Source organism: Akkermansiaceae bacterium, from assembly GCA_019634595.1.
Taxonomy (GTDB): Bacteria; Verrucomicrobiota; Verrucomicrobiia; order Verrucomicrobiales; family Akkermansiaceae; genus Luteolibacter.
In genome coordinates this window covers 30170-53784 of the sequence record JAHCBC010000004.1, presented here as the reverse complement: position 1 = coordinate 53784, position 23615 = coordinate 30170, and the positions used below count along the sequence as shown (strand labels likewise).

Annotated in this window: 16 protein-coding genes and 1 tRNA gene; 6 read left to right on the top strand and 11 right to left on the bottom strand. The window is 62.3% G+C overall.

Annotated elements, in window-relative coordinates; genetic code table 11:
• The first annotated feature begins 18 nt into the window (after window positions 1-18).
• Together KF712_15430 and KF712_15425 are read left to right on the top strand one after the other, a co-directional pair.
• The gene (locus tag KF712_15430; GenBank protein MBX3742378.1) at window positions 19-2679 is read left to right on the top strand and encodes a putative Ig domain-containing protein; all 2661 of its coding nucleotides are present in this window, start codon (window positions 19-21) and stop codon (window positions 2677-2679) included.
• Between the two features lie 380 nt (window positions 2680-3059).
• On the top strand, window positions 3060-5549 hold the full coding sequence (locus KF712_15425) for a DNA translocase FtsK (GenBank protein MBX3742377.1): 2490 nt from the start codon (window positions 3060-3062) through the stop codon (window positions 5547-5549).
• A 147-nt stretch (window positions 5550-5696) separates the two neighbouring features.
• Here KF712_15425 and KF712_15420 read toward each other — a convergent pair whose 3' ends face one another.
• From KF712_15420 to rpoD, 5 genes are all read right to left on the bottom strand, one after another.
• Window positions 5697-8849, bottom strand: a complete 3153-nt coding sequence (locus KF712_15420; GenBank protein MBX3742376.1) for a hypothetical protein — start codon at window positions 8847-8849, stop codon at window positions 5697-5699.
• Window positions 8846-12526 (bottom strand): hypothetical protein, encoded by a 3681-nt coding sequence (locus KF712_15415; GenBank protein ID MBX3742375.1) that lies wholly within the window; start codon window positions 12524-12526, stop codon window positions 8846-8848. Before KF712_15415 ends, KF712_15420 begins: the two co-directional genes overlap by 4 nt.
• 166 nt (window positions 12527-12692) lie before the next feature.
• Complete coding sequence (locus tag KF712_15410) at window positions 12693-13610, bottom strand: glucosyl-3-phosphoglycerate synthase (protein MBX3742374.1); 918 nt, start codon at window positions 13608-13610, stop codon at window positions 12693-12695.
• A 3-nt stretch (window positions 13611-13613) separates the two neighbouring features.
• Window positions 13614-14375: a disulfide bond chaperone gene (locus KF712_15405; protein ID MBX3742373.1), complete on the bottom strand. Its 762-nt coding sequence runs from the start codon at window positions 14373-14375 to the stop codon at window positions 13614-13616.
• Window positions 14376-14443: 68 nt separating this feature from the next.
• Window positions 14444-16348: an RNA polymerase sigma factor RpoD gene (gene rpoD, locus KF712_15400; GenBank protein MBX3742372.1), complete on the bottom strand. Its 1905-nt coding sequence runs from the start codon at window positions 16346-16348 to the stop codon at window positions 14444-14446.
• A gap of 260 nt (window positions 16349-16608) precedes the next feature.
• Between rpoD and KF712_15395 the strand changes: the two genes are divergently transcribed.
• On the top strand, window positions 16609-16989 hold the full coding sequence (locus tag KF712_15395) for an iron-sulfur cluster assembly accessory protein (GenBank protein ID MBX3742371.1): 381 nt from the start codon (window positions 16609-16611) through the stop codon (window positions 16987-16989).
• A gap of 14 nt (window positions 16990-17003) precedes the next feature.
• On the top strand, window positions 17004-17741 hold the full coding sequence (locus KF712_15390) for a hypothetical protein (protein ID MBX3742370.1): 738 nt from the start codon (window positions 17004-17006) through the stop codon (window positions 17739-17741).
• 3 nt (window positions 17742-17744) lie between these two features.
• Here KF712_15390 and KF712_15385 read toward each other — a convergent pair whose 3' ends face one another.
• The 5 genes from KF712_15385 to KF712_15365 all read right to left on the bottom strand — a co-directional run bounded on the left by KF712_15385 (window position 17745) and on the right by KF712_15365 (window position 21645).
• A complete protein-coding gene (locus KF712_15385; protein MBX3742369.1) occupies window positions 17745-18515 on the bottom strand; it encodes a class I SAM-dependent methyltransferase in 771 nt (256 codons plus the stop codon).
• Between the two features lie 83 nt (window positions 18516-18598).
• Window positions 18599-19381: an MBL fold metallo-hydrolase gene (locus tag KF712_15380; protein ID MBX3742368.1), complete on the bottom strand. Its 783-nt coding sequence runs from the start codon at window positions 19379-19381 to the stop codon at window positions 18599-18601.
• Window positions 19382-19432: 51 nt separating this feature from the next.
• Window positions 19433-19873, bottom strand: a complete 441-nt coding sequence (locus KF712_15375) for a YiiD C-terminal domain-containing protein (protein ID MBX3742367.1) — start codon at window positions 19871-19873, stop codon at window positions 19433-19435.
• Window positions 19866-20294, bottom strand: coding sequence for a ribose 5-phosphate isomerase B (gene rpiB, locus KF712_15370; GenBank protein ID MBX3742366.1), 429 nt, complete (start codon window positions 20292-20294; stop codon window positions 19866-19868). The genes KF712_15375 and rpiB overlap by 8 nt, the downstream gene beginning before the upstream one ends.
• Before the next feature lie 43 nt (window positions 20295-20337).
• Window positions 20338-21645: an MFS transporter gene (locus KF712_15365; protein ID MBX3742365.1), complete on the bottom strand. Its 1308-nt coding sequence runs from the start codon at window positions 21643-21645 to the stop codon at window positions 20338-20340.
• A gap of 170 nt (window positions 21646-21815) precedes the next feature.
• Between KF712_15365 and KF712_15360 the strand changes: the two genes are divergently transcribed.
• Window positions 21816-21903 (top strand) — tRNA-Ser (locus KF712_15360).
• 184 nt (window positions 21904-22087) lie between these two features.
• Complete coding sequence (locus KF712_15355; protein MBX3742364.1) at window positions 22088-22435, top strand: recombinase family protein; 348 nt, start codon at window positions 22088-22090, stop codon at window positions 22433-22435.
• Window positions 22436-22673: 238 nt separating this feature from the next.
• Here the strand turns inward: KF712_15355 and KF712_15350 are convergent, their stop codons facing one another.
• Window positions 22674-23282 carry a hypothetical protein gene (locus KF712_15350; protein MBX3742363.1) on the bottom strand — a complete coding sequence of 203 codons (609 nt, stop codon included), beginning with the start codon at window positions 23280-23282 and terminating at the stop codon, window positions 22674-22676.
• Between the last annotated feature and the right edge of the window lie 333 nt (window positions 23283-23615).

Sequence of the window (23615 nt, the reverse complement as noted above, 5' to 3'; positions counted from 1 at the left end):
AATATCTTTGCCCCCGCCATGAAAACTCATCGGATGATTTCCGCAGTGGTTTGCCTGTTAGTAACCACCGGGGTCGCCGGGGCGCAGACGCCGCCCAACTATGTGGTGTCCTCCTCTTTCATGCCGCCCCTTTTGACGGAAAGGTATCTGGTCCATGATTTCAATGATTCTGGCGTCGTGGCCGGGACGTGGACGCGTTATACGGACCAGTATTCGGGAGTGGAGGAAGCACGCGGAATTTTCGTGTTCAAGGACGGGGTGATGCGGAAGATCACACCGGCCCAGGGCGGGGTGACGGCGACGCTTTCACCAGCGGAGGGAAGTTCCACCGGGATCGTGCGGATCAGCAATGTGGCGGGAGGGACGTTTTATCTGGCCGCTCCCGCCCGCCAGTCGATATCGGCGTGGGGTGGGGGGACGAGGGACATCCACCGGATCGTGAGATACAGGATCGACGCGGATCTGGAAACGCTACCGCAGCCGGTGATCTCCGCCTCCACGCTGGGCGGTTATATCTTTGCCGACTACAACGGAGAGGTGGGGCGCAATGAGGAGTTTTCCGCCGGAGTGACGGACATCTCCGACGACGGGACCGTGCTGGGCTACACCTCCGACTGGCCGTTTTTCTATGCGCCACCCGTAATGTGGAAGGGAACATCGACGGCAAACTCAGGACGTTGGTTTGATTCCAATTTTTTCAGGACACTGGGGTCTCCCCAAGCCCTCGACCGCGATGGCTACCTCATCGGTGGGGTCTCGGATCTCAATGCTCCGGAACTGATGTTCTACTATGACGCGCCGGTTTCGTCCGCGACCTTCAGCTCCGCCAGTCAGACCAGGATTCCCGCGCTGGCAGGGATCTACCAGCCGACTCCGGACTATCCCTACTCACAGGTATTGGGCGGGCCGCCGCTGGCACACGGACCCTACCGCGCGATGAGCAATGCCATCGGAATGTCCCATGCCACGGCGGTATGGTCGAACCGGTTCAATGAGCTTAGGACCCTATCTGGCTTCCGGCCGGTTCAGAGTGCGGTGTTCATGCCGGCAAGCCGTGCGGCCATGACCCGGAACGGTCATCTGCTGGGCCTGAACGATGGCGGGGAACCGGTGATCGGGCGACGAAGCAGTACGGAGGCAAACTACGCGATCACCCGCCTCCAGGATGAGACGGGACCTTCCTACAAGTTGTATCCTCCCTTCGATGGATCGGAGCAGGGTTATGATTATGCCGGTGGTCCGATTCTTACGTCTTCCATCAACTCCAACCTCGATGTGCTGTGCAAATACCAGGACCAGCGGGGGGAGGGATTCTACATCCTGAGGAACCAGCCGGGACCGGGGCGCATCCGGGTGGAGGTCCCGCCATACGGGCAGGGATCCGAGGCGCTGGGCTACGTGGAGTTTAAAGTCCGGCGAACCTTGGGGAACATCGGCGCGGCGAGCGTGCGTGCGACGTTGGTAGCGGGTGGCACTGCCGTCGAGGGGCAGGATTTCAAGGCAGGCACGACCACCGTGGTGAGCTGGGCCGCGGGTGAGGTCGGGGAGAAGACAGTCCGCCTGCCCGTGCTGAACGACTACGCGCAGGATCCCGGAAAGACGGTGAAGGTGCTGCTGGGCAACTTCACCGGAGCGGTGGCGGATGGTGTGACGGAGGTGACGCTGACCATCGATGATGATGACTACGTGCCGCCGGTTCCGCTGCTGTTCGGGGAGACCGAGGCGGACGGAACCGTGGGGGAGGATTTCTTCTTCGCGGTTTCGAAGTCGGCGGGGATCATGGAATCGACGGAACTGCCCGCGGGGTTGACGTTGGACCCTATGACGGGGTTGCTGCTGGGCAAGCCGAGGGTGAGCGGGACCTTTCCGGTGACCTTCACTGCACGGAACCATACCGGGGCCAGCACGCCGTTGTCCGTGACCTTCGTCATCAACCCGGCGGCTGTGGATGCCCCGTTGTTCATCACCAGCGCGGAGCGGGTGGTGGCCACTGTCGGACAGCCGTTCACCTATCAGGCGACGGGAACCGGAACCGGCATCACCTGGGACACCTATTGGGTCGGCCATGCCGAACTGCCGGGCGGCATTGCGTTCAATCCCTCGACCGGACAGTTCAGCGGGTCATTCCAAGCCGCTCAGGTGGGGACGGTCGAGTTGGAGGTCATCGCTCGGCGGGGTGTGGACCAGTATTCCATCACGCTGAAGGTGGAAGTGCGGCCCGCCAGCGGGACGTTCACCGCCACCCAGAGGTGGCTGGCGGAAAAGGGCAGAACCTATGCGGGCACCGCGGGAGGACATCTGGAGGATGCGGACGGGAACGCCTACGGGAACCTGCTGGAGTTCGCCTTCGGCCTGGAACCCGGCCAGAGGCCCCTGCCGAAAGTCCCGGCTGCTCCTGTCTATGATGGCTCTCCCGTTCCCGGGATCCCGGTGTCGTACTTTGACTCGACCACCAGTCCGCGCACGGTTGTCTCCCTCTACCGTTCGAAAGAGGCCATGGCCCGTGGCGTGAAATATGTGGTGGAATTCACCTCGAATCTCAGCCAGTGGGATGCTGCGTTGGACCACACCGTGGTGAATTCCGGACCGGCCGGTGACATCATCACGGTGCCGGACCCGAATCCGGGGCCGCTGGTTGGCGACAAGCGCTTCTACCGGGTGAAGGTGGTCCAGCCGTGACCGGTGGGCGGTAACCTGCCCGCATGGTTGCAATTTGAGCCCCGCGCGGTGCGGAATGTCATCCTGCGGCGGCGGCCCTGTTAGATAAGTGCCTGTGCCTGCGGATGTCGGATCATTGGCACGCTTCCAGCGAGGCAGGTGCGGCAATCCCGACCGCTATGAAAACACAGACGATCTTCTCTGACCCTCGCATGGCGCTTTCGATCACCTCCGCGATCAGCCGGCGTTCCCATACCCAGGCACGGATGGGGTGGATGCGTGCGCTGGTCCAGCGCGTGCCCATTCTCAGTAAATCACTTAGGTTTTCCTGATTTCCAGCCCCGGTAAAACAATCTTGCGGGAAACCGGGGATCGGGGGATGATCCCCGCAGAAACCCCCGATGGGAAGCAGCGATAACAAAAAGCGAGGCGAGCAGCCCGAACCCAGCAAGTGGTCGAACGAGATCACGGGCATCGTATTGATATTCCTGGGCCTGCTGTTGCTGCTGGCGCTGGTGTCCTACTCACCCTCAGACCTGCCTCCCAAGTGGTTCCTGGAAGCCTTCGCGGACAAGAATGGCGGGGACGGGACCAACCTCATCGGGCCGGTCGGGGGGCTGCTCGGGTTTTTCCAGATCATCCTTTTCGGTGCGGCCAGCTACCTGTTGCCGGTGGGGTTGATCTGGTTCGGCATCGTGAAAGTCGCGTTCGACGGGAAACTGTGGCCGCGCCCGCTCGTGGGTTTTGCGGTGCTGCTGGTCTCCGCCTCCGCGTTCCTGGCAGCGTCCGATATTTTCTTTGATGAATGGGCAGCCCGCTGCCATCTGCCCGGACCGGGAGGGGTCATCGGCAAGTTGCTCGGCGGGGTGGGGGAGGACGGAAAGCCGGTGGGCATCCTTTCCATGGTGATCGCCCGTGCGGGAACCATCATTGTTTCGCTCGCTGCCTATCTGGTTTCCTTGCTGCTCCTGACCGGCCAGCATCCGGTCCGCTTTGTCAAAGCCTGCTACCACCAGCTCAGGAAGCGCCATGTGGAGTGGCAGATGCAGCGTGGTGAAGCCGGAAAGATCGCCGCGCGTGAAGCGGAGATGCTGGCGGAGCGGGAGCGCCAGCGCGAGCAGCGCCGCAAGGACCGTGAAACCGCGAAGGCCGCCGCCGATGCGAAGGTGCCGGAGCCGGATCCCCAACCCATGCTGGGCCTGCGGGAAACACCCACGCCGCAGATCATCGACGCCTCCCAGCGCAGGGCGGGCGTGGAGGCGATCCAACCGGGGGCGAAGCCCTTCGAGCGGAAGAAGCCATCCGGGCACCAATTCCTTTCCGTCAACGAATTCGAGGACTACGAGCTTCCCGGCTTCGACCTGCTGGATGCGGTGGAGATGGAGGAGTCCACGGAGGACCACCGCGAGGAGATGCTGGATACCCAGCGGACCATCGTGGAGACCCTCAAGGCATTCGGCATCGAGGTCAGCCCGGGCGACATCACCCGTGGGCCGACGATCACCCGCTACGAGATCTATCCGTCCACCGGCCTGCGGGTGTCCCGCATTTCCCAGCTTGAGGCGGACATCGCCCGTGCCACCCGTGCGGAACGCATCAATATCCTCGCCCCGATCCCGGGGAAGGACACCGTCGGCATCGAGCTGGCGAACAACCAGAAGGTCGCGGTGCCGCTGCACGAGCTGCTGCATGATCCGGAGTTCCGTTCCGCGAAGAAGAAGATCCCGCTGGCCCTCGGCAAGGATGTCTATGGCAAGACGGTCATCGGTGATCTGGCCGCGATGCCCCACCTGCTGGTGGCGGGGGCGACCGGTTCCGGAAAGTCCGTCTGCATCAACTCCATCATCGCCTCCATGCTGTTCAAGTTCGGCCCGGATGAGCTGCGGTTCATCATGGTGGACCCGAAGGTGGTCGAGATGCAGATGTACAACAAGCTGCCGCACCTCATCGTCCCCGTCGTCACGGATCCGAAGAAGACCGTCGCCGCGCTGAAGTGGGTGGTGAACGAGATGGAGAAGCGCTACCGCATCTTCGCCAAGGAGGGAGTGCGGAACTTCGACAGCTTCAACAACCGCCCGCGGCCCGACAAGACGGAGGCTCCGAAGGAGGAGGAAGAACCGGAGCCGCAGGAACCGACCATCAGCGACGAGGAACTGGACGCCATCGTCGCCTCCATGGGTGAAGGCGACCTCGGCCCGGAAGCGGATGACGACGAACTGGAGATCGCCGAGGAGCAGATCCCGGATCGTTTCCCCTACATCGTGGTGCTCATCGACGAGCTTGCCGACCTCATGCAGACCGCCCCGGCGGATGTCGAGATGTGCATCGCACGGATCGCCCAGAAGGCGCGTGCGGCGGGCATCCACCTCATCATCGCCACTCAGACGCCGCGGGCGGATGTGGTCACCGGCATCATCAAGGCGAACATCCCGTGCCGGATCGCCTTCCAGGTTTCCTCCGCGCTCGACTCACGCGTCATCCTCGATACCAAAGGCGCGGATAAGCTGGTGGGCAAGGGGGACATGCTGTTCCTGCCGCCGGGATCCGCGAAGCTGGAGCGCTCCCAGGGAGCTTTCGTCTCCGATGCCGAGGTTGAGCGCATCGTCGATCACTGCGCGGCCCAAGGCTCCCCCACGTTCGACATCGACATCAACGCCTCCATCAACTCCTCCGACGACGACGATGCGGAGGACGTCTCCGACGCGGACGAGGAACTGATCATGAAGTGCATCGAGGTGGTGCGGCAGGAAAAGAAGGCCAGCACGTCCCTCCTCCAGCGCCGCCTGCGGCTGGGCTACACCCGCGCCGCGCGGATGGTGGACATCCTGGAGCAGCGCGGCGTCGTCGGCCCAGGCGAAGGCGCGAAGCCCCGCGAGGTGTTTTTGAAGTAAGGAGGGAGGACACTCCTGTCCTCCGGCTGCAATGGGAACCCATAGCAAAGGCCATTTTCCGGTAGATTCATCTTTTACATTTCATTCACCAATGCCGCCGGAGGACAGGAGTGTCCTCCCTCCTTACCCGGTTGCAATGGGAACCACTCACCTCTCATAGATCCCGATCCTCGCGCCTTTGTCCGGGTGGCTGGTCAGGATGGCGACACGCTTGATCGTGGAGGTGTCGATGGCGGTGTGGCTCAGGTAGTCGAACTGTCCGCGCAGGTCGGTGTAGCCGTCCTTGTGGAAGGTGATCCCTCCATCCCCCGTCTCCGCATAGACCTTCACATACGTTTTCGGCAGCGGGTGACCGGCGGTGTCCAGCACCTGGATGGTGCGTTCCAGCGGCTGCCGGCGGATGTCCAGCGCACCGGAGTCCAGCACCTTCAGCAGGCGGGTGTTGCCGGAGTCCGCGGAGACGAGGACGTTGCCGCCCTTCATCGCTGCGGGAAGATCCACGGTGGTCTCCGTAGTTCCGGCGGCGAGCGGCACATCGAGCGTGGAGTTCGGCAGGATGCCGGGTTCCGCATCGCCTCCGTCACCGCTCTGGAGGAAGGGATCCTTGGAAAAGAGGATCTCCAGATCCACGCGGAAGAAACGCAGCGCGGCCTTGTCCAGCGAGCGGTGGCGCAGGACCAGCCTGCCATCCCCGGACGGCGCCAGATCGAGCTGCGGCGCGGTCGTTCCACCCGCTTCCTCCTTCGGCACCGGAGCATTTGACAGCGCGGTGATCTCATCCACCTGGTTCACCACGGTTTGATGGCGGTCGCGCCAGATGCCGGGCGGCAGCGTTGGAAGGGTGGCGGCGGCGATGGCTTTCGCTTCCTCCGGATTCCCGCGGTGGAAGAGCGCCACGCATTTCAGGTAGTCATAGTGGATGCGTCCCGGCAGTGCCGCGGGATCGATGCGGTCGAAAAACACCAGCGCCTCTTCGATGCGGTCCTGCAGGAAGAGGAAGGCCGTGAGGGAGAGCAGGTCAGTGGAGTCCAGGGACGGTTTCCAGGCGAGCTGACCGAGGAAGGCGTGGTAGTGTTTCTTCGCCTCCGGATGGGTCAGCCGGGACTCGTCGCCGAAGCGGTGGATGCGGGCGTTCACCAGCGGATCGAACTCGAACGTCTCCCAGCCCTTGTGGACGCGCGGGCGCACCTCCAGCAACGGGCTGTCCAGCCAGTCCCCTGCGGCGTGGGCGACAGAGCTGTTCTCAAGGAAATCCCGGATCACGGCGGCATCGCGGTGCTGGAACCCGTAGGTGGCGATGTCAGGGGAGAAATGCAGCCGTTCCCGGAGGATGCCCGCCACGGTGGTGAAGAACGCCTTGTCCCGCAGGCGCCACAGGATGGCGTCGAGGTCGATGGCTTTCAGGTTCTCCGTTTTCAACCGCTCCAGCACCTGCTCCGGCGTGCCGTCCGCGGCGATGGCCAGCCATGAGGCCCCGTCCTGCGGCGCGGGGTTCACGGTGACATGCAGCGTGCGGGCCTCCGAGTGCGCCAGCACCGTCCCGTCCTCGCTCACATGCAGTGGATAGGTGGCGAACTCCCCGGGCGCGGGGAAGTAGAACTGCAGTTCCTTCATCACCACGCCATACGGGTTGAGATTGCTGGTGGCGGAAAGGGTGGGGGGATGCCCGCCCAGCGGGATGGCCCCGGCGGGGATCTGTGCCAGCAGGTCCACGCGCCTGCCGGTGCCGGTAGGGTTCGTCACCACCAGGGAGGCGCGGTAGGCCACACCCGGGCGGAAGTCACCCGTGACGGGGTTCTCCACCTTCCGGCCATCCACGTCGCGGAACGGCTCCGCGAGCGTGGTGTAGGTCTGGCGGACCAGCAGCGGGGATTCCTCCGCCACTTTTTCCGTGCGCTTCGTGTCCTTGTAGAACAGCAGCATCGGCTCGCGCGCCTTCACCCGCATGGAACCGCCGTCCACGGTCACCTCCGGACGCTCCGCCTTGAACGGCAGATCGAGAAGCGCCAGGCACATGAGCGCCTCATTCGCATTCCGCGTGCAGGCGTTGAAATGGGCGGAAAGGAACGCGCCGTTGCCATCCCACGCCGCCAGATCGATCCAGAAGCGGTTCAACGGGATCAGCGATTCATCCGTCGCCGCCGTGTTGCGGAAATAGTTCGACTCCCGCCACATCCGCGTGCGCTCCGGGAAGAGGCGGGATGGTGCGCGTGCGCTCAATGCGGATCCGTAGGCATTCCCCCCAAATGGATCCGCCGGAGCGGCGGCGGATGGAGAGGAAGGGGCGAAGGAATCAGTGATAGGCGGAAGTGCCCCGGGTGAAAAATTCCCGTCGTTATCCTTTGCCTCACGCAGACGGCCGGCTATCGCTTGGCCATACATACCCATCTCTGCTCCTGCAGCGGATGATTCCATAACCGCTGTCAGATTTTCGATCTTTTCCAGTTCGCTCGGCGTGTTTCGGACAACCAGGATGTTCCTCCGCATGGTCACACTCGAGCCTTCTCTGAAGGCGATGCCATTTGCGATGAGCAGTTCCCTGATCGGGGTGTTCGGGCTGCCGCCCCCTGCCAGGCCTGCGAGTTGCTGGAGAAAGTCCGGCGACACGTTGAAGGAGCGCATGAAGAGGTCCTCTCCCACTTCGTTCTGTGGTGTCAGGATGACGGCGAAATCATCCATGATGAACCTCAACTTGCCGGCATCGCAGATGTATTGGATCGCTGTCTGGAGCGGCACGTTCCGAATGCGCAACTGGGGGATGACGATGCTCCCCAGATCCGGGGGAGCGGCGCCCTTGTCCCCTTGGCTTGGCCGCGGGCGGCGGATGATGAAGTTCACCCCTTTCCTCGCAGGATCCAGTTCCATCGTATCCAACTCCACGGCCTTCTGGCGCAGGAAGTCCACCGCCTCCTCAAGCGTCACGTTCTCGAAATCGATTTCCGGAATGACGATCGTCTTCATTTTCTGCGTGATGTAGGCAACACCGCCGCTTTCCCCGTCGCCCGCCACATCCGCCCGGGCCAGCCCCAGGCTGTCGATCATCGCCAGATCCGTTCCCTTCAGCGTCTGCGTGAAAAGCTGCGTCTCCACATCCGGGGACGGGGCCTCCAGTTGCCAGCGCAGGGAAAGCTCCCGCGCCACCCGCTCGCGGGCATCCGGCAGGGCACGGGCGAGCAGGGCTTTCTCCGCCGCGTTCAGCCGTTGCCATGCATACGGGCGCAGGTAGCCTTTCAGGTCGAGTTCCAGCAGCAGGTCATCCATGAAGACCTTTTCCGGCTTCTGCGCGAGGACGGGCTTCACATGCTTGTCGAAGAACGCCTTGTCCTTTCTTGCAAGGAACAGGTGCAGCTCATGGCTGGCGTGAGCGGACAGCAGCTCCAGCTTTCTTCTTTCATCAAGTTGCGGCCACTCCGTCCGGGGAAAGCGAACTCGCGCAGGCGGTCATCGTTGGTCGCGCCGTAGAGGTATTGGTGGGCTTCCTCCAGGGTGGTGAAGGCACGCCACTCCGCGTCCAGCAGGTTCTCGATGTTCGCCTCCGCGTCTTTCGCCAGCACGGCGGCGCTGCGGGTTGCCAGATGGTGCGCGGTGGGATCGAGCGGCCGGGCGATCCGGCGGTCGCGCAACGGCACCTCCGCATCCTGGATGGGCAGGATCACGGAATCCTCATCGTGCGTGCGGTCCACGATCCGCACTTTGACGAACCTCGCTTTGCCGAAGTCCGCCAGCGGCAGGCGGATCCAGCCGGAGGCGTCCGCCGTCACGTTGAATCTCACGGACGCGGGCGTGGCGAGGAAATCCATCATCGGCGGGTAGGCGGAACCGGAGGCCTGGGGATCGTCACCTTCATAGGACGGGATCGCTTTCGACTTGCGCGGGGCACCGGATGCCCTGCCACCCGTCCCGGACTCACCGCGCCGCGTGTCCTGATCCAGATCCCTTTCCGTCCAGCGGTTCAGCAACAGACCGGGGCGGGGGAGCATGGCACCGGGGAACACTTTCCTAGACCGGCGGTCGAAGATATAGCGGATCTCATCGTCCAGCCCGCGGTCCGTCAGATAGCCACAGGTGGCGATGCCGGGCACCACGCCATCCGGCGGCGGATTGGTGAAAGGGGCGGCGGCATCGCCGGGATGCCAGCCACTGTGTGAAAACAGGCTGCCGCTGAGCGTGATGCTGGTTTCCGGCGTGTGGTCGCGGATGTGGATGGCCACCTGTCCATCCCGCACGGTGGCGGAGTGGATGAATGCCTGCGCACCATCCTCCACGGGCAGGATGCGGGCGGATGAAACCAACAGGTCATCCTTCCGCGTTCCGCCGGAAACCTTGATGGTGGACTCCATTCCATTCTGGGTGAAAACGTAGTCCCCCGGTGTCAGGCCACGGATGATGACACGGCCGTCATCGGTGCGCAGTTTGTCGAAATGGTCGCGCAGCGGCTCGTCATCCAACACCTCGACCAACGACAGCACCGAGCGGTCCGGTGCGTTGGAGGGATACTCCTGCGGGAACACGATCTCTTTCCCGGCCTCCACCTGGAGATGCCGGTGGGAGATGAGATTCCGCCTGGCAGGCTCATAGCTGGTGGACCCGATGCCGTCGCCGGTGGCGATGACTTTCGTGATGCCCTCCAGCGATCCGAGATCGATCCGGCCATTCGCGTCTGTGCGGACGTTCGCCTGCACATCTACCTTGAACCCCTCCCGCGCGATGTCGAGGCGCACCCGCCGGGATGGCAGCGGCTCGCCGTTCCGCCCGCGGATCTCCAGCCGGTGACCGCCGGGGATGGGGGAGAAGAACGCGGTGGGAATCTGGCCGCCGGAGAGCGCGCCGTTCAGGGAGTAGCTGTAGGACTCCTCGAGCTTCACGGTATCTCCGCCGGTGAGCGGCTCGACCGATCCCCGGAGCGTGAAGGTCAATTTGAGAAGATCCGCCGGCACCTGGAAGGGGATCTCCATACGTGCGGCCAGCTTCAGATCCTGCGCCACCACGCGCTCCGTGGTGATGCCGCCGAGCAGCTCCGCCTTCATCACCAGCGCCGGTTCCTTGATCCGGTCGAGGGCGATGCCATGGCCGTGGTTGGTGAGGGTCGCCCGCAGTTGCAGCTTCGCCTCGCGGTCCGCCAGCAGTTGCTCGCGCTCCAGGTGGAAGGCTGCCTCCAGATCCAGTTTCTCCGTGTGTGGTTCCAGCGTCACGGCGGCGGCCAGCTTGCCCGCCTGTAGCACGCCTTCCGTGACCGGTTGGTTGGGAGCATCCGGGATGGTGATGATGCCCGCCGCATCCGTGGAAAACGTCTCGGTTCCGAGCTTCAGGGATGCCTGTGGCACCGCGTTGCCCGCCTCATCCAGCACCCTCACTGTCTGGCCGGTGCCGGTCCGCTGGATGAAGGGGGTGAGCTGTCCCTTCCTCACCAGCGAGCGCGCGGAAACCTGCCCGCTCACGAACTCGACGATCCATGCGCCCGCTCCTGTCAGCTCCGGCAGCGCGATGGTTTCCCGGTGCCGCTGGAGCGGACCGTGTCCATACTCCACCTTCCGCTCATGATGCGGAACCAGCCCCTCCAGATCCATGGACACCTCCGGCTCCACACCCGTCCGTGTGAGATGTGCGGGCAGGTCCAGTTCATAGATGCGGATGCGCAGGTCCGGCGTGTTTTTCAGATCCAGCGTGAGCGCGGCCTGCTCGCCGGAAGCCATGACCTCCGGCGCACCGGGGGCGAAGCGGATGAAGGCTTCCTCGCTCAGCGTCTTGAAATCCGCAGGCGAAAGCACGGAACCCCAGACCCCTGTGGCCGCACCGGCCAGCAATCGCGCACGGGCCTGCATCTCGCGCAGCTTTTCCGTCTTGATGAACGGAGCGAACTCCGCCGCCGCATCATCATCCGCGCCTAGGAAATGATCCAGGTAGAGGTCAAGCAACGGACGCTCGTCAGGAATGGCGGCGCATCCTGTCGTCTCTTCGTAGCCGGAAGCGAGCACGATGGTCCGCACGTCCGGCTTCCCCTTCGGAAAAAGATCGTTCTCCTGCCGTGGCAGGGCGAGGTAGGCGAGGAAGTCCTCCTTCGGCAGATGTCCCATCTCCGCCTGGAGCCGGAGATGGTGGTGGAGGACATGCGCCTTCAGCGAGTTCAGCGCGGGCGGCAGCTTCAGTGCATGGTCCCGGCAACGCTGGAGGTGCGCCGCGTGCGCCTGCCGGTCCCGGTCGAAATCGACCTCCGCACCCGGACGCATCTTCGCCAGATAGGCGGTGTTGAACGCCTCATCCGAAAGCAGTTCCGGCCGCAGCTTCAGCAGCGCGTCCAGTTGCTGGAAGACCAACCTGCCATGCAGGTCCATGCTGCCGAATTTCACTGGTACAGGAAAGGCAAGGGAGCGCTCCACCAGCAGCGTCACCGCCGGATGCTCCGCGTGGGGGATGTTCTCCAGAAACCAGCGGACCTTCGCATCGTCGAAGTCCGCCGCGCCAGCCAGCTCGTCGAGCAGGCGCTTGCCGGTGTATTGTTGGTAGGCGGTGGAGGGCTGGGAGGATTTGGCCGCCTTTTCCTCGAATGCCTCCATCGAGATGGCCGCCGAGTCCAGCCGGGTGGGAACCGTCTCCGCCTCCGCCGCGGCGTCAGGACGGGCATGGTCGAACTTCAGCCCCAGCTTCCGGATCAACCCTTCGATGGATGCCTCCGGATCCTGCTGATAGGCTAGCAGCAGCCGCCGGTTTTCCAGTAAGTCATGGCCATGGGCGGAGACGGGATGCTCCTTCCGCTCCGCTGCTGCTTTCCACTCCGTCATCACCTGCTGGAATTCGGTGTCCCGGCCGGCGAGCTGGTGCGCCAGCGCGGTATGGAAATAGGCATCCCTGCTGCCGGGGATCAGCTCCTCCAGAGCGGCCATCCGCGTGGCTGGATCCGCGTATTTTTCCCGGAAAGTATCCTCATCCGCGAGAACGGAAGAGGCTGCCAGCATGAGACATGCAAGGGTTTTTCTCATGATCCGGGTTATGGCCGGACTTCGCCCGGGGAGGAAGGCTAAAGTCTCAGGCGAATGCGCCGCGGGTCATACATCCTTGGGTTCCCGTTGCAACGGAGTAAGGGGGGAAGACATTGCGGCAAGCCGCTATGTCCGCTGCGCTCCCATTCCTGTCCTCCCTCCCTGCTTACAGCGAAATGATCGGAGGCCGTTCCGGTTCCGCGATCCGTGTATCGAGTCCGACGGCTTCTCCGGAATCGTGCGTCCACGAGCGGTGGAGTTCTTCCAATGCCTGGTGGAGGGTGAGCTTTCCGTCACGCTCCAGCCGGTGGAGGATGGTCCGGAGAATGGAGAAGGACATCCTGCCCAGTTCCCCGTCGCCGCGGTTGCGGTGGATGCGCTGGTCGAGATCGACCTGGGAGATCGTTTCCATCTTTCCCATGCCGGACAGATCGATGAGATGGGCGATCTCCACCCCGTAGCCAGTGGGGAAGGGGAGTTCCTCCAGCAGCGGACGCCGCGCCGCGTACTCGCCGGACAGCGGTTGGAAGATCGATGTCAGCTCCGGGTAGAACAGTGACAGCAACGGCCGGACGAGTATTTCGGAAACCCGGCCTCCGCCGGTCCGGTGGAAATCTCCGCCGTTGGCCAGGGGCCTCTCATAGTGGGCCTTCACATAGTGGATCTCCGGGTCGGTGAGCAGGGGGCCGAGCAGCCCGGTGACGAAGCGGGTGCCGAAGTTGGAGATGTCCCCGTCCACATAGCAGATGAGTTCCCCCTTTGCGGCGAGAAGCGCTTTCCAAAGATTCTCTCCCTTGCCGCGATGGCTCCCGTGTTCAGGGGCGATGTCCGCGGAGGGAAGAACGGTTGCACCTGCGTCGGTGGCCATCTCCCGCGTGCGGTCGGTCGAGCCGGAGTCGATCACCAGCAGCTCGTCCACCAGTGGCACCGCCTCCATCAGTTCCCGGCGGATGGTGGAAACGATCCCGCCGATGGTGGCCTCTTCATCCAGCGTGGGGATGCACACGCTGATCGGCGCCGTTTTCAGATCCGCGAGACGGCCGACATCCGTGAAGGCGGAGTGATGGAAATTCCTTTCCATCATGGATCAGATCATGTCCCGCGTGACGGCGTATCTGGCCGCGCAGCGGGGACACTGGAGGGTGATTTCATCGGAACCCTCGAACAGTTCATCGGGACGTTCACGCCAGCTCCCGAGGATCGGCAGGATCTTGTCGAGTGTGCAGCCGCAGTGGAAACGGAACCTGCGGTTCTCCAGAGGGTTCAGTTCCTCCGTCTGTTCGATGACGGCGACGGCGTCCTCATCCAGCCCGGCGAGCCACTCCAGGTCGCAGCCGGGCTGGGCGGCGATGAGGACGAAGTTCTCATCATCGAGCCGGAAGGCCCTGGCCGGGCGTTGTTCGGACTGGTCGTAGTATTGGGAAAGCCAGGCGACGGGATCGCGCCCTTCCACCTCCATGGTGGAGACACGGGGTTCCGCTCCCTGGATGGTGGTGGTCTGCGCATAGAACAGGTTCCGGTCCGGCTCCCGCACGTCCTCCGTGAAGACGCGGCCGGTGATGGCTTCCGCGACCGAGCCTCCGGTGACGAACAGGTTGATGCGCGGAGCGCGGAGGTTCGCGGTCCAGGCGATGGTTTCCGCCCATGGCCGTGCGACGAGATGGAGTGTCAGGATCGCCAGCGCGTCCTTGAGCATCTGGTCGATCTCCTCGCCATGGCGGATGCCATGCTGCATGAGGTGGAGGTAGTAGTCCGTATAGATCGGCGTGAACTGCCCGCGCACCAGCAAGGCGTTGCGGTGGCGGACGAAGATGGACTCGATCTTCGTGAACTCTTCCTGGATTTCCATGACGGTAGAAGACGGGGACCCATACCCCAACGAGGTGGGGCAGGGAGGGACACGGATGTCCCTCCTCCTCAGGCTCCGGGAAGCTCGATGAAGCCTTCCAGCTTGCGGATCCGGGTGGGGTGGCGCATTTTCCGGAGGGCCTTCGCCTCGATCTGGCGGATCCGTTCACGGGTCACCTGGAACTGGCGGCCGACTTCCTCGAGCGTGCGGCTGTAGCCGTCCTTGAGGCCGAAGCGTTGTTCGAGGACTTCGCGCTCGCGCTCGGTTAGGGTGTCAAGGACGTCCTTGATCTTGTCCTTGAGCATCGAGAAACCGGCTTCTTCCATCGGGTTGTCGGCGGCCTTGTCCTCGATGAAGTCACCGAAGGAAGTGTCGTCCGAGTCACCGACGGGCGCTTGGAGCGAGATCGGCTGCTGCGCCATCTTGAGCACGGCGCGGACCCGCTCGACGGGAAGGTGGATTTCTTCGGCGATTTCCTCCGGGGAAGGTTCGCGGCCATACTCCTGGACGAGCTGCTTCTGCACGCGCATCAGCTTGTTGATCGTCTCGATCATGTGGACCGGGATCCGGATGGTCCGGGCTTGGTCCGCGATGGAGCGGGTGATGGCCTGGCGGATCCACCACGTGGCGTAGGTGGAGAACTTGTAGCCGCGGCGGTATTCGAATTTTTCGACCGCCTTCATCAGGCCCATGTTGCCTTCCTGGATCAGGTCGAGGAAGGAGAGGCCGCGGTTGGTGTATTTCTTGGCGATGGAGATGACGAGGCGCAGGTTGGCCTCCACCATCTCCGTCTTCGCCTTGAGGGCTTCCTTGAGCCAATGCTTGAGGAGCTTGTTCGCGGCTTCGAAGGACTCGGTGGTGTGCCAGGAGCGTTGCTGGATCTCCCGCATCTTGGTCTGGAATTCCTTGTCCTCCGGATCGGTCGCCAGCTTGCGGCCGTATTTCCAGAACTTCTGCATGTAGTCGTCCACCTGCTCGCAGAAATCCTCGACGACCTTCTGCTTGTAGTAGAAGCGGGTGTAGAGGCGGTTGAGCGTCTGGAGGTTCTTTGCGAAGTCCTCCTCCAGCTTCTTCTTGCCACGGGGGGCCTTCACGGAGAGCTGGCGGAAAATGTCATCGTTCTCCTGGTGGAGCTGCTTCAGGTGTTCGCACAGCTTCGGCAGGCCCTTCATGTAGCGCTCCCGGGACTCGATCTTCTTGTCGAGGATCACGCGGTCGAAGCGCTCCTTCCCCTTGTTGAGCTTGTCGGCCAGTTCCAGGTAGGACTCGGCGGTGAAACCGAAGAGGTGCAGGTGGCGGGCCACCTCGATCTCCGCATCCTCGATTCGCTTGGAAATCTCGACCTCCTGCTCACGGGTGAGGAGGGGGACCTGGCCCATCTGCTTCAGGTACATCCGGACGGGGTCGTCCAGGATGTCGAGCTTCTGGTCGGTCTTGCTGTCTTCCTCGTCGTCACCACCCTCGTCGCGCTTCTTGTCCTTGTAGCGGTCAACCTCGGAGGCGTCGATGATGTCGAACTCCATGTTGCGCAGGCGGTCCATGATCGCCTCGACGTCGTCCGGATCGACCAGGTCGTTCGGCAGGACTTCGTTGATGTCGTCGTAGGTCAGGTATTCCTGCTCCTTGGCCAGTTTGATGAGTTCGCGGATCTTCTCCTGGATCTCAGGGGTGTCGATGCGGCGCTTGTTGTCCTTTTTGGCGACCTTCGGCTGCTCGACGGCTTCCACGACCTCTTCCTTCTTCTTTCCCTTGGCGGGGGCCGCCGCGGGTTTCTTGGCGGATGCCTTCGGTTCGGGAGCGGCCGGCGCGGCTTTGACTGGCTTCTTCGCCGGGGCAGGGGCTGCTTTCGCGGCGGGTTGTGCCTTTGCAGGTGCTGCGGCGGCTTTCACCTTGGTCTTCTCGGCCGGCGCTGCCTTTGCTTTCGGCTTTGGCTTTTCGCTCGGCTTGCTGGAAGAAGGTTTTGGTTTGGACATATGGGAAAGCTCAGGGAGTCTGGAAAAATGGATATACCTCATCCATTATAGGGCAAACCCGGCATGCGCGCTTGCGGGGCGGAATGAAAAGGTGGCATCGGGGAGCGTCAAGGAATAATTTCACGCAATCTCGGACGCACAGGCACCGTGACAGGGAAACATCAAAGCGGACCTCCGGCGGATTTGCGAGGGATTTTTCATCCGGCGGCCCACGTTTTCATTTCCAATCCTCTGGTTCCACGGCAGATTCGGGCCGGACCATGATCACTCTCACTGACAAAGCGGCGGCGGAACTCGGGGCGTTGCTCACCCGCAAGGCGGCTTCGCCGGAAGCCGGACTGAGGCTGGCCGTGCGCCGTGGGGGATGCGCGGGCTGGCAGTATGAAATGAACGTGGGGATGCCGGAGGAAGGGGACCTGGTGGTGGAGTCCGGTCCGGCGAGGGTCATCGTCGCCGCGGACAGCGTGGAACGCCTGAACGGCTGTGAGATCGACTTTTCCGACGACCTGAGCGACGCGGGCTTCAAGGTGAACAATCCCCAGGCTGCCCGTTCCTGCGGCTGCGGAACTTCCTTTGAGATCGCCAGTGAGCCGCCGGGCGCCCATGCCGTGCCGGACGGCGAGGCCTGTGGCAGCAACTGACGCCCTCCCCGCCCGTGCCCCGGACCATCAAAGCTCCGCCTCCGCCAAAGCCGGCCTATTTCTGGTGGCTGCTGGCGAATCTGCTCGCGCTGTGCTTCGCGTTGGTCAGTTGGTTCGTGTGCCTCTACATCTTCCGGAATCCCGAGGTTCCCCGGAACTACGAGATCCTCCGGAAGCTCAAGCGTGTGCCTGAGCTGAAACGCTATGTGGTGCTGGATGTTCCGAATGGAACCGCGCGGGGACCGCAGGAGCTGTACAAGAGGTTCTTCGGCGGCAGCCCGGAAGAACGGGCGAGGGTGAACGGCCTGCTGATGCGGAACTACCTCACCAATTTCGAGAAACCGCTGCTCCTCACCTACATCGAGGGCAGATACCAGATCGATGAAGTGCGGGCGCTCACCGAGAATGACTTCTTCAGTCCGGGGGTGGTCATCCGCGCCCAGGCGCTCGTCAAGCCGGACGAGTTCACCGCGGATTCGCCCTATCCGGTCGTCATAGAGTATGTCTTCCCGACGGTTGATGAAGCGGCGGCCGGGAAGTTCAAAACCGGAGACATCCTGGAGGTCAGCAAAAGCCCCAACTGCGCCGCCGTGGTCCATGTGGACAAGGCGCGGAAGGACGACGACGAAGTGCTGCTGCTGACCGTGATCCCCATTGCCTACGGTCCATACCAGATCGGCAAGTCCAGTTCGTTCAACATCGAGCCGCCCACCGAACTCCGGCCAGCGGCGGGATTCCCGATGTTCAAGTGAAGGTCACTTCTCAAAGACGATGAAGTGCTGCCACGGGAGTTGGCGGCGGTTCGAGATGAAGCGGAAACCCGCTGTCTCAAATTCCAGCCGGGCCTGTGCCTCCGTCATCTTGTGGAGCGGCTTGATCGGCACTCGGGGATCCTCCGCCCGGAACTCCAGCAGGAACACGCGGCCGCCGGGTTTCAGCGCGCGGTGGATGGAGGCCAGCATCTCCGCCGGGTGGGAGAATTCGTGGTAGGCATCCACCAGCAGTGCCGCGTCCAGCGAGGCATCCGGCAGCTTCAGGTCATCGATCGCCCCGAGATGCGGCTCCACGTTGGTGATGGAGAGCTGCTTCGCCCGGTCCTTCAGGAAAGTCAGCATCTCCGGCTGGATGTCCACGGCGATGACCTTTCCCTGCGGCACCTGCGGTGAAATGCGGAACGCATAGTAGCCGGACCCCGCACCGATGTCCGCGATGACGGCGTCCTTCGGAAGGTCGAGCGCCTTGATCGCACGGGTGGGCGCTTCCTCTTGCTCCCGCTCGTCACGTTCCAGCCAGCCGATCCCCGGATGGCCCATGACCTGGGAAATTTCCCGGCCGTGGAAAAATTTCCCGATTCCATCCGGAGAGGCGGTTCCTTCGGTATAGGGAGGCTGCTTGGGAGCTTCCGCGACTTCGGGCGCGGGCTGGGGAGGGGGAGAAGGAGCCGCTTTTTCCGCAGCCCGAGTAGTCCAGTAAAAGGCCCCTCCGGTGATCCCGAGAACCACGATGAGAATACCAAGAGGGCGCATCCTTCGAGGAGTAGCGGGCCAAGCAACGAATCGCAAGGAGTAAGGAGGGTGGACATAGCGGCTTGCCGCAATGTCCACCCTCCTTACCCGAGCAAAAACCAATCCGAGGGCGTCTCCTGAGCCGCACAATGAACCTCGATCGTTGTGTGCCCGAGTCCATCCAGACAAGCACGCAGATGACGGATCGCCACATCCGGCTTGTTGCAGTCCGAACTCAAATGCCCCAGTACGATCCGCAACAGCAGGGGGTGGGCGATCTCCACCAGCAGCTCCGCCACCTGCTTGTTGGAAAGATGTCCGTGGCGGGAGCTGATCCGCTGCTTGGTGGCCCACGGACGTTTCATATCGGCCTCCAGCAAGGCGTCATCGTAGTTCGCCTCCACGAACAGAGCATGCAGGTTCCGCAACCGTTCCGTCATGCTGCGGGTGACGAACCCGGCGTCCGAAACAAGGCCCAGCCTCTTCGCATCGTGGCCGAATACGAAACCGACGGGGTCCACCGCATCATGCTGGATGGCGAAGGTGTCGATCACCACCCCCTTCAGCTCGAACGCCTGGCCAGCCTCGAAGTATTTCCATGTCCCTCCCTCGATGCCCTGCTCCTTCACCACGCGGGCGGTGGACGGAGTGGTGAAGACGGGGAGATTGAACTGTTTCAGCAACACCTTCAGGCCGCGCACGTGGTCGCCGTGTTCGTGGGTGAGCATGACGCCATCGAGCTGCGCGGGATCGATGCCCACCGCACGCATGCGGGTGACCAGTTGCTTCGCACTCAGGCCGGCATCCACCAGCAGGCGCAGTCCGCCCGCCTCGACCACCGTCGCATTTCCGCCACTGCCACTCCCTAGAACCGCGAAACGCATCACGCCGGGAAAAATGGGGAGCCGCCGGGAAAGAATCAAGGGCCGGATGCCGGATCAACGCAGGGCGACGAAAAGTCCCTCGAACTCCACGCACTCCACCCCATCCTCCACGATGGACACCCGCAGGGAAATGCCTGCCTTCCCGGTACGGGCGAACTTTCCGCGGAAGGCGGCCAGGGTTTCCGGATCGATCCTCGGGCAGACGGCGCGGATCCCGGCGCGGACAGGATGGCGGTATTTCAGCGAGCTGCCCTTGATGACCACATGGGAATCCCTGTCGCCGAGTTCCAGCCACAGCAGCGCATATCCCGCCAGCGTGGCGATGGCGCTGAGACTGCCGCCGAAGGCCGTGCCCAGGTGGTTGTGGTTCGGCTCCAGCGGTGCCGTGAGCACCAGTCCGTCTTCATCGAACCGCGCGACCCGGACACCCATCGCAAGGGTGAGCGGGATCTGCTCATGCAGGAACCTTTCGGTGGCGTGGAGGAGGTCACTCATCCAGTTGGCGGATGCGGGAAAGGTGGCGGCCACCCTCGAAAGCGGTGGCCAGGAACACATCGACGACGGCCAGTGCGGTGTTGGAGTCCATCATGCGCTCGCCGATCGACAGCACGTTGGCATCATTGTGCAGGCGCGTGAGCCTGGCGGACTCCAGGTTCCAGCACAGGCCGCAGCGGATGCCCTTCACCCGGTTGGCGGCGATGGCCTCGCCGTTGCCGGAACCACCGAGGACGATTCCCCGCTCATACTCCCCGGCGGCCACCGCCTCCGCCACCGGGCGGATGAACTTCGGGTAGTCCACGGACACGGTGGAGTCCGTGCCGAAGTCCGTCACCTCATGCCCGGCCTTGCGCAGGTGGACGATGATCTCCTCCTTGTAAAGGTAGCCTGCATGGTCGGAACCGATGGCGATTTTCATGTGGAAACCCTGCACCATCCGCGGCGTTCTGCCGATGGTATTTTCAGGCGGCTTTGCGTTCGTGGATCCTTACCGCCACGGCCAGCAGGACCAGCGTGGCGATGAAATACCACGGCAGCCAGCCGAGCGCGCGGGAGAACACCGCGTGGGCGGACGTTCCGGCTCCGGAGACCTGGCTGATCCCTTTCGTAAGTCCGGCGAACATCAGCCCCACCGCGCCATAGCCGAGGTTGAACGCCAGCCCGCGGAAACTCAGGATGGTCGCCCTGCGCCGGGAATCCGTCACCAGTTCATTGAGGTAGTGGGAGACGAAGAACTGGATGAACGACATGGCCATGCCCAGCGGCACCAGCCAGATGAGGCCATACCACGGCGTGACAAAGGCGGATCCCAGCAGGCCGATGAACACCACCACGGCGAGGATGCCGAAGTTCCGCGCCATGCTGCCCCGCTCCACCATCCGTTTGGCGATGGCCGGGACGACGAAACCCAGCAGGGAAAGCGCCGCGGCGGTGATGCCGAAGGCCGCCGTCGGCAGGCCGATGATGCGGAAATACCCCGCCTCGAAAGTCAGGAACAGGCGGACGATGCTGTCAAAGCACAGGCCGGTGAGGATGATGGCGAAGACGGCGGGCGTCAGCCAGATCCACCGTCCGGCGGTGAGGGTGGCTTTCCACGGGCTGGCGTGCGTGGCTTCTTCCGAAGGCACCGCTGCCGGTTCCCTCATGGAAAGCGCGACGGCCAGTGCGAGGACCGCATTTCCCAGCGTGAACAGCAGCGGCAGCCGCATGGCGGTGTCCTTGGTGATCTCCCACGGGAGGCCCGCGGCGTCGAGCAGACGCTGCATGAAGCCTTCATCGTAGATCGCCGCACCGGCCATCAGGGTGATGAAGAACGCGACCGATTGCCAGCGCATCACCCGCGCCAGCACCTGCGGCCATTCCTTTTCCCTTCCGTCCGCCGTCAGCGAATCGTAGGCCAGCGCCTCATCAGCGCCGCTGGCACTGGCCTCCGCCGCGCCGCTGAGCAGCCGGTTGGCCAGGAACAGCCCGAACAACAGGCTGGGATTCCCGCGCGGCGCGAAGGCGAACACCGCCATCTCGATGACCATCAGGATCGCGGCGATGACGATCATCCGGCGTCTTCCAAGATAGTCGGCCAACGCCCCGGATGGCACCTCCAGCCCCACGATGGCCGCCGCCCATGCGACGTTCAGCAGGGCGTACTGCTGGACACTCAACCCCAGGTCGAGGAACAGGATCGCCAGCACCGGGTAGTACCACCGCGCGTTGAAGAACACGCGGAATGCGATGAAAAGCGGGATGTTCCTGCGGCAGGAGGAGGCTGGCACGGTGGCAGTCTATCCCATCACCGTTGTTTGGAGTAAATCATCTTGTCCGCCACATCCGCCCACAGGCGGTGGATGCCGTCCGGGTCTTGCCCTGTCTCTGATGCTTCTCACTTGACTTCGGGGTGCTCCTCCAGCACCTAGTTCGCCACAGCGGTCCGCCGCGACCCAGAGGAGAGGTGGTCGAGTGGTTTATGGCTCCGGTCTTGAAAACCGGCTTAGGGAAACCTAACGTGGGTTCGAATCCCACCCTCTCCGCCAACACCCCAGTCCTGTTCACAGGGCTGGGGTGTTGGCGTTAAAGGTCGGGACGAGTGCACAAGCGCCCGCGCCTCTTATGGGTTCGAAAGCCATGTGAGCGCTGGCGAACCTTCATGGAAAGCGAAGCCACTCCGCTTGGATGTGCGAAGCGCATCAATCCCACCCCCTCGGCTAGTGGTTAGACGTGTTTCGATTTCCTACAATAGCAAAGCGGCCTCGGCCTGGAGACCCCAAACGCCGCCGTGGAGAATACCTGAATAGTGGAAGCTGGAAACTCCTTGGAGAGTTCGTCGAAGTAGAGAGCGGAAAGCGGAAGAACCGCCCTCAACTCAACGCGGCCCTCGCCATTTGCAAAAAGCGGAAGGCAATCCTCATCATTGCCAAGCTGGACCGCCTTGCCCGGAACCTTCATTTCATTTCCGGTCTGATGGAATCGAAAATCGAGTTCCTTGCCGTGGATAATCCCACCGCCAACCGTCTTACTGTTCAGATTCTCGCGGCGTTATCCTCGGAGCGCATGGAGCAAAGTTAGCGGAGACGAACCACAGCAAAGCCGTGAATGAGGCGGAGAATCTGATGCCCATCATCGAAACCCTTGAAAGTGAAGGTATTCAGAGTGCTCTGAGAAATTGCTGTGGCTCTGAGTAAGCGGGGAATTGCAACTCCTCAGGGCAAAAAGTGGCATGGCACTTCGGTCCATCGTCTTCTCAAGAGGCTCTGATCTGAGTCCTGGAAATATCGGCGAAGTATGAGTATCGAATTACTAAACATCAAAGGTGAGGCACCGGCTTCAGCCGGTTGTCTCTACCGCTTTGTTCGGTCTTGGTTCGACGTGAGGAGAGATATTGCGCAGAGACAAATGCAAAAATCGAGATCACCGTCGCAATCACTGCAATCCACATGGTTGACTTTGCACTGACTGCGACTTCTGCCCGGTCTCGCCAATCTTCTTCGAAAATTATGCTCGCGCTCTCTTTCTGGAACGCAATGGAGGGCATAGAAGAATTCCTGTAAACGGTGACTTTCTGTCCGGCTGCTGTTGCTGACGAAAGAGTTTCATACCTGTTTGCGGAGATGGCGAATTCGCATTCACCTCGCTCGCCATGACCCAGTAGATAATAATCCGTTCCATCATCACCAATTCGATGAACTACTCTGGTGTCTGTTATGGTGAGGACTTCTTTCTGGTAGCCGGAAAGATTGTTCAGAATGATCCACTCTTTCGCGGAACTAAATCCCGCAATGGTAGCGAAGATCAGAAAGGAACCTCCGATGATTTGTAGGATGATCTTCATTATTGACCGAACAAGGGGATATGCGGTTTTTTGAGAGAAAAAATCCAGCAACTTTTTAGTTACTGATTTTGTCGGATATTCCACGAATTTTTCGGTTTTAGGTGCATCTGACGGATTTAGCGGCGGATTTCTCCGAATTGTAAGAATAAGAAGAAGACTTGAGCAAAGATTCCCTCCGGGAGAGTGCTGGGTAAGAGTGTCAAATGGCTCCCGGATTCCGATTCTGATTTCAGGCTTGAAGCTGTCACTCCTGTCACTCCTGGGAGCGGATGCCGAATTATAACCCGTGATAATCAAAATTCTTCAAATTAGCGAGGCTCTCCCACCCTCTCCGCCACTACCAAGGACACTCAGCCCATTGGCTTTCCGTCTTCCGGGATTTTTGACACGCCATGGCTTGGTGTGTGGGGCGTGTGC

Excerpts from the sequence above, each read along its gene's own strand:
- KF712_15410 (MBX3742374.1), bottom strand. The coding sequence starts at position 13,610 with ATGATGGAAAGGAATTTCCATCACTCCGCCTTCACGGATGTCGGCCGT.
- KF712_15430 (MBX3742378.1), top strand. The coding sequence starts at position 19 with ATGAAAACTCATCGGATGATTTCCGCAGTGGTTTGCCTGTTAGTAACC.
- KF712_15425 (MBX3742377.1), top strand. The coding sequence starts at position 3,060 with ATGGGAAGCAGCGATAACAAAAAGCGAGGCGAGCAGCCCGAACCCAGC.
- rpoD (MBX3742372.1), bottom strand. The coding sequence starts at position 16,348 with ATGTCCAAACCAAAACCTTCTTCCAGCAAGCCGAGCGAAAAGCCAAAG.
- KF712_15415 (MBX3742375.1), bottom strand. The coding sequence starts at position 12,526 with ATGAGAAAAACCCTTGCATGTCTCATGCTGGCAGCCTCTTCCGTTCTC.
- KF712_15385 (MBX3742369.1), bottom strand. The coding sequence starts at position 18,515 with ATGCGCCCTCTTGGTATTCTCATCGTGGTTCTCGGGATCACCGGAGGG.
- KF712_15405 (MBX3742373.1), bottom strand. The coding sequence starts at position 14,375 with ATGGAAATCCAGGAAGAGTTCACGAAGATCGAGTCCATCTTCGTCCGC.
- rpiB (MBX3742366.1), bottom strand. The coding sequence starts at position 20,294 with ATGAAAATCGCCATCGGTTCCGACCATGCAGGCTACCTTTACAAGGAG.
- KF712_15375 (MBX3742367.1), bottom strand. The coding sequence starts at position 19,873 with ATGAGTGACCTCCTCCACGCCACCGAAAGGTTCCTGCATGAGCAGATC.
- KF712_15395 (MBX3742371.1), top strand. The coding sequence starts at position 16,609 with ATGATCACTCTCACTGACAAAGCGGCGGCGGAACTCGGGGCGTTGCTC.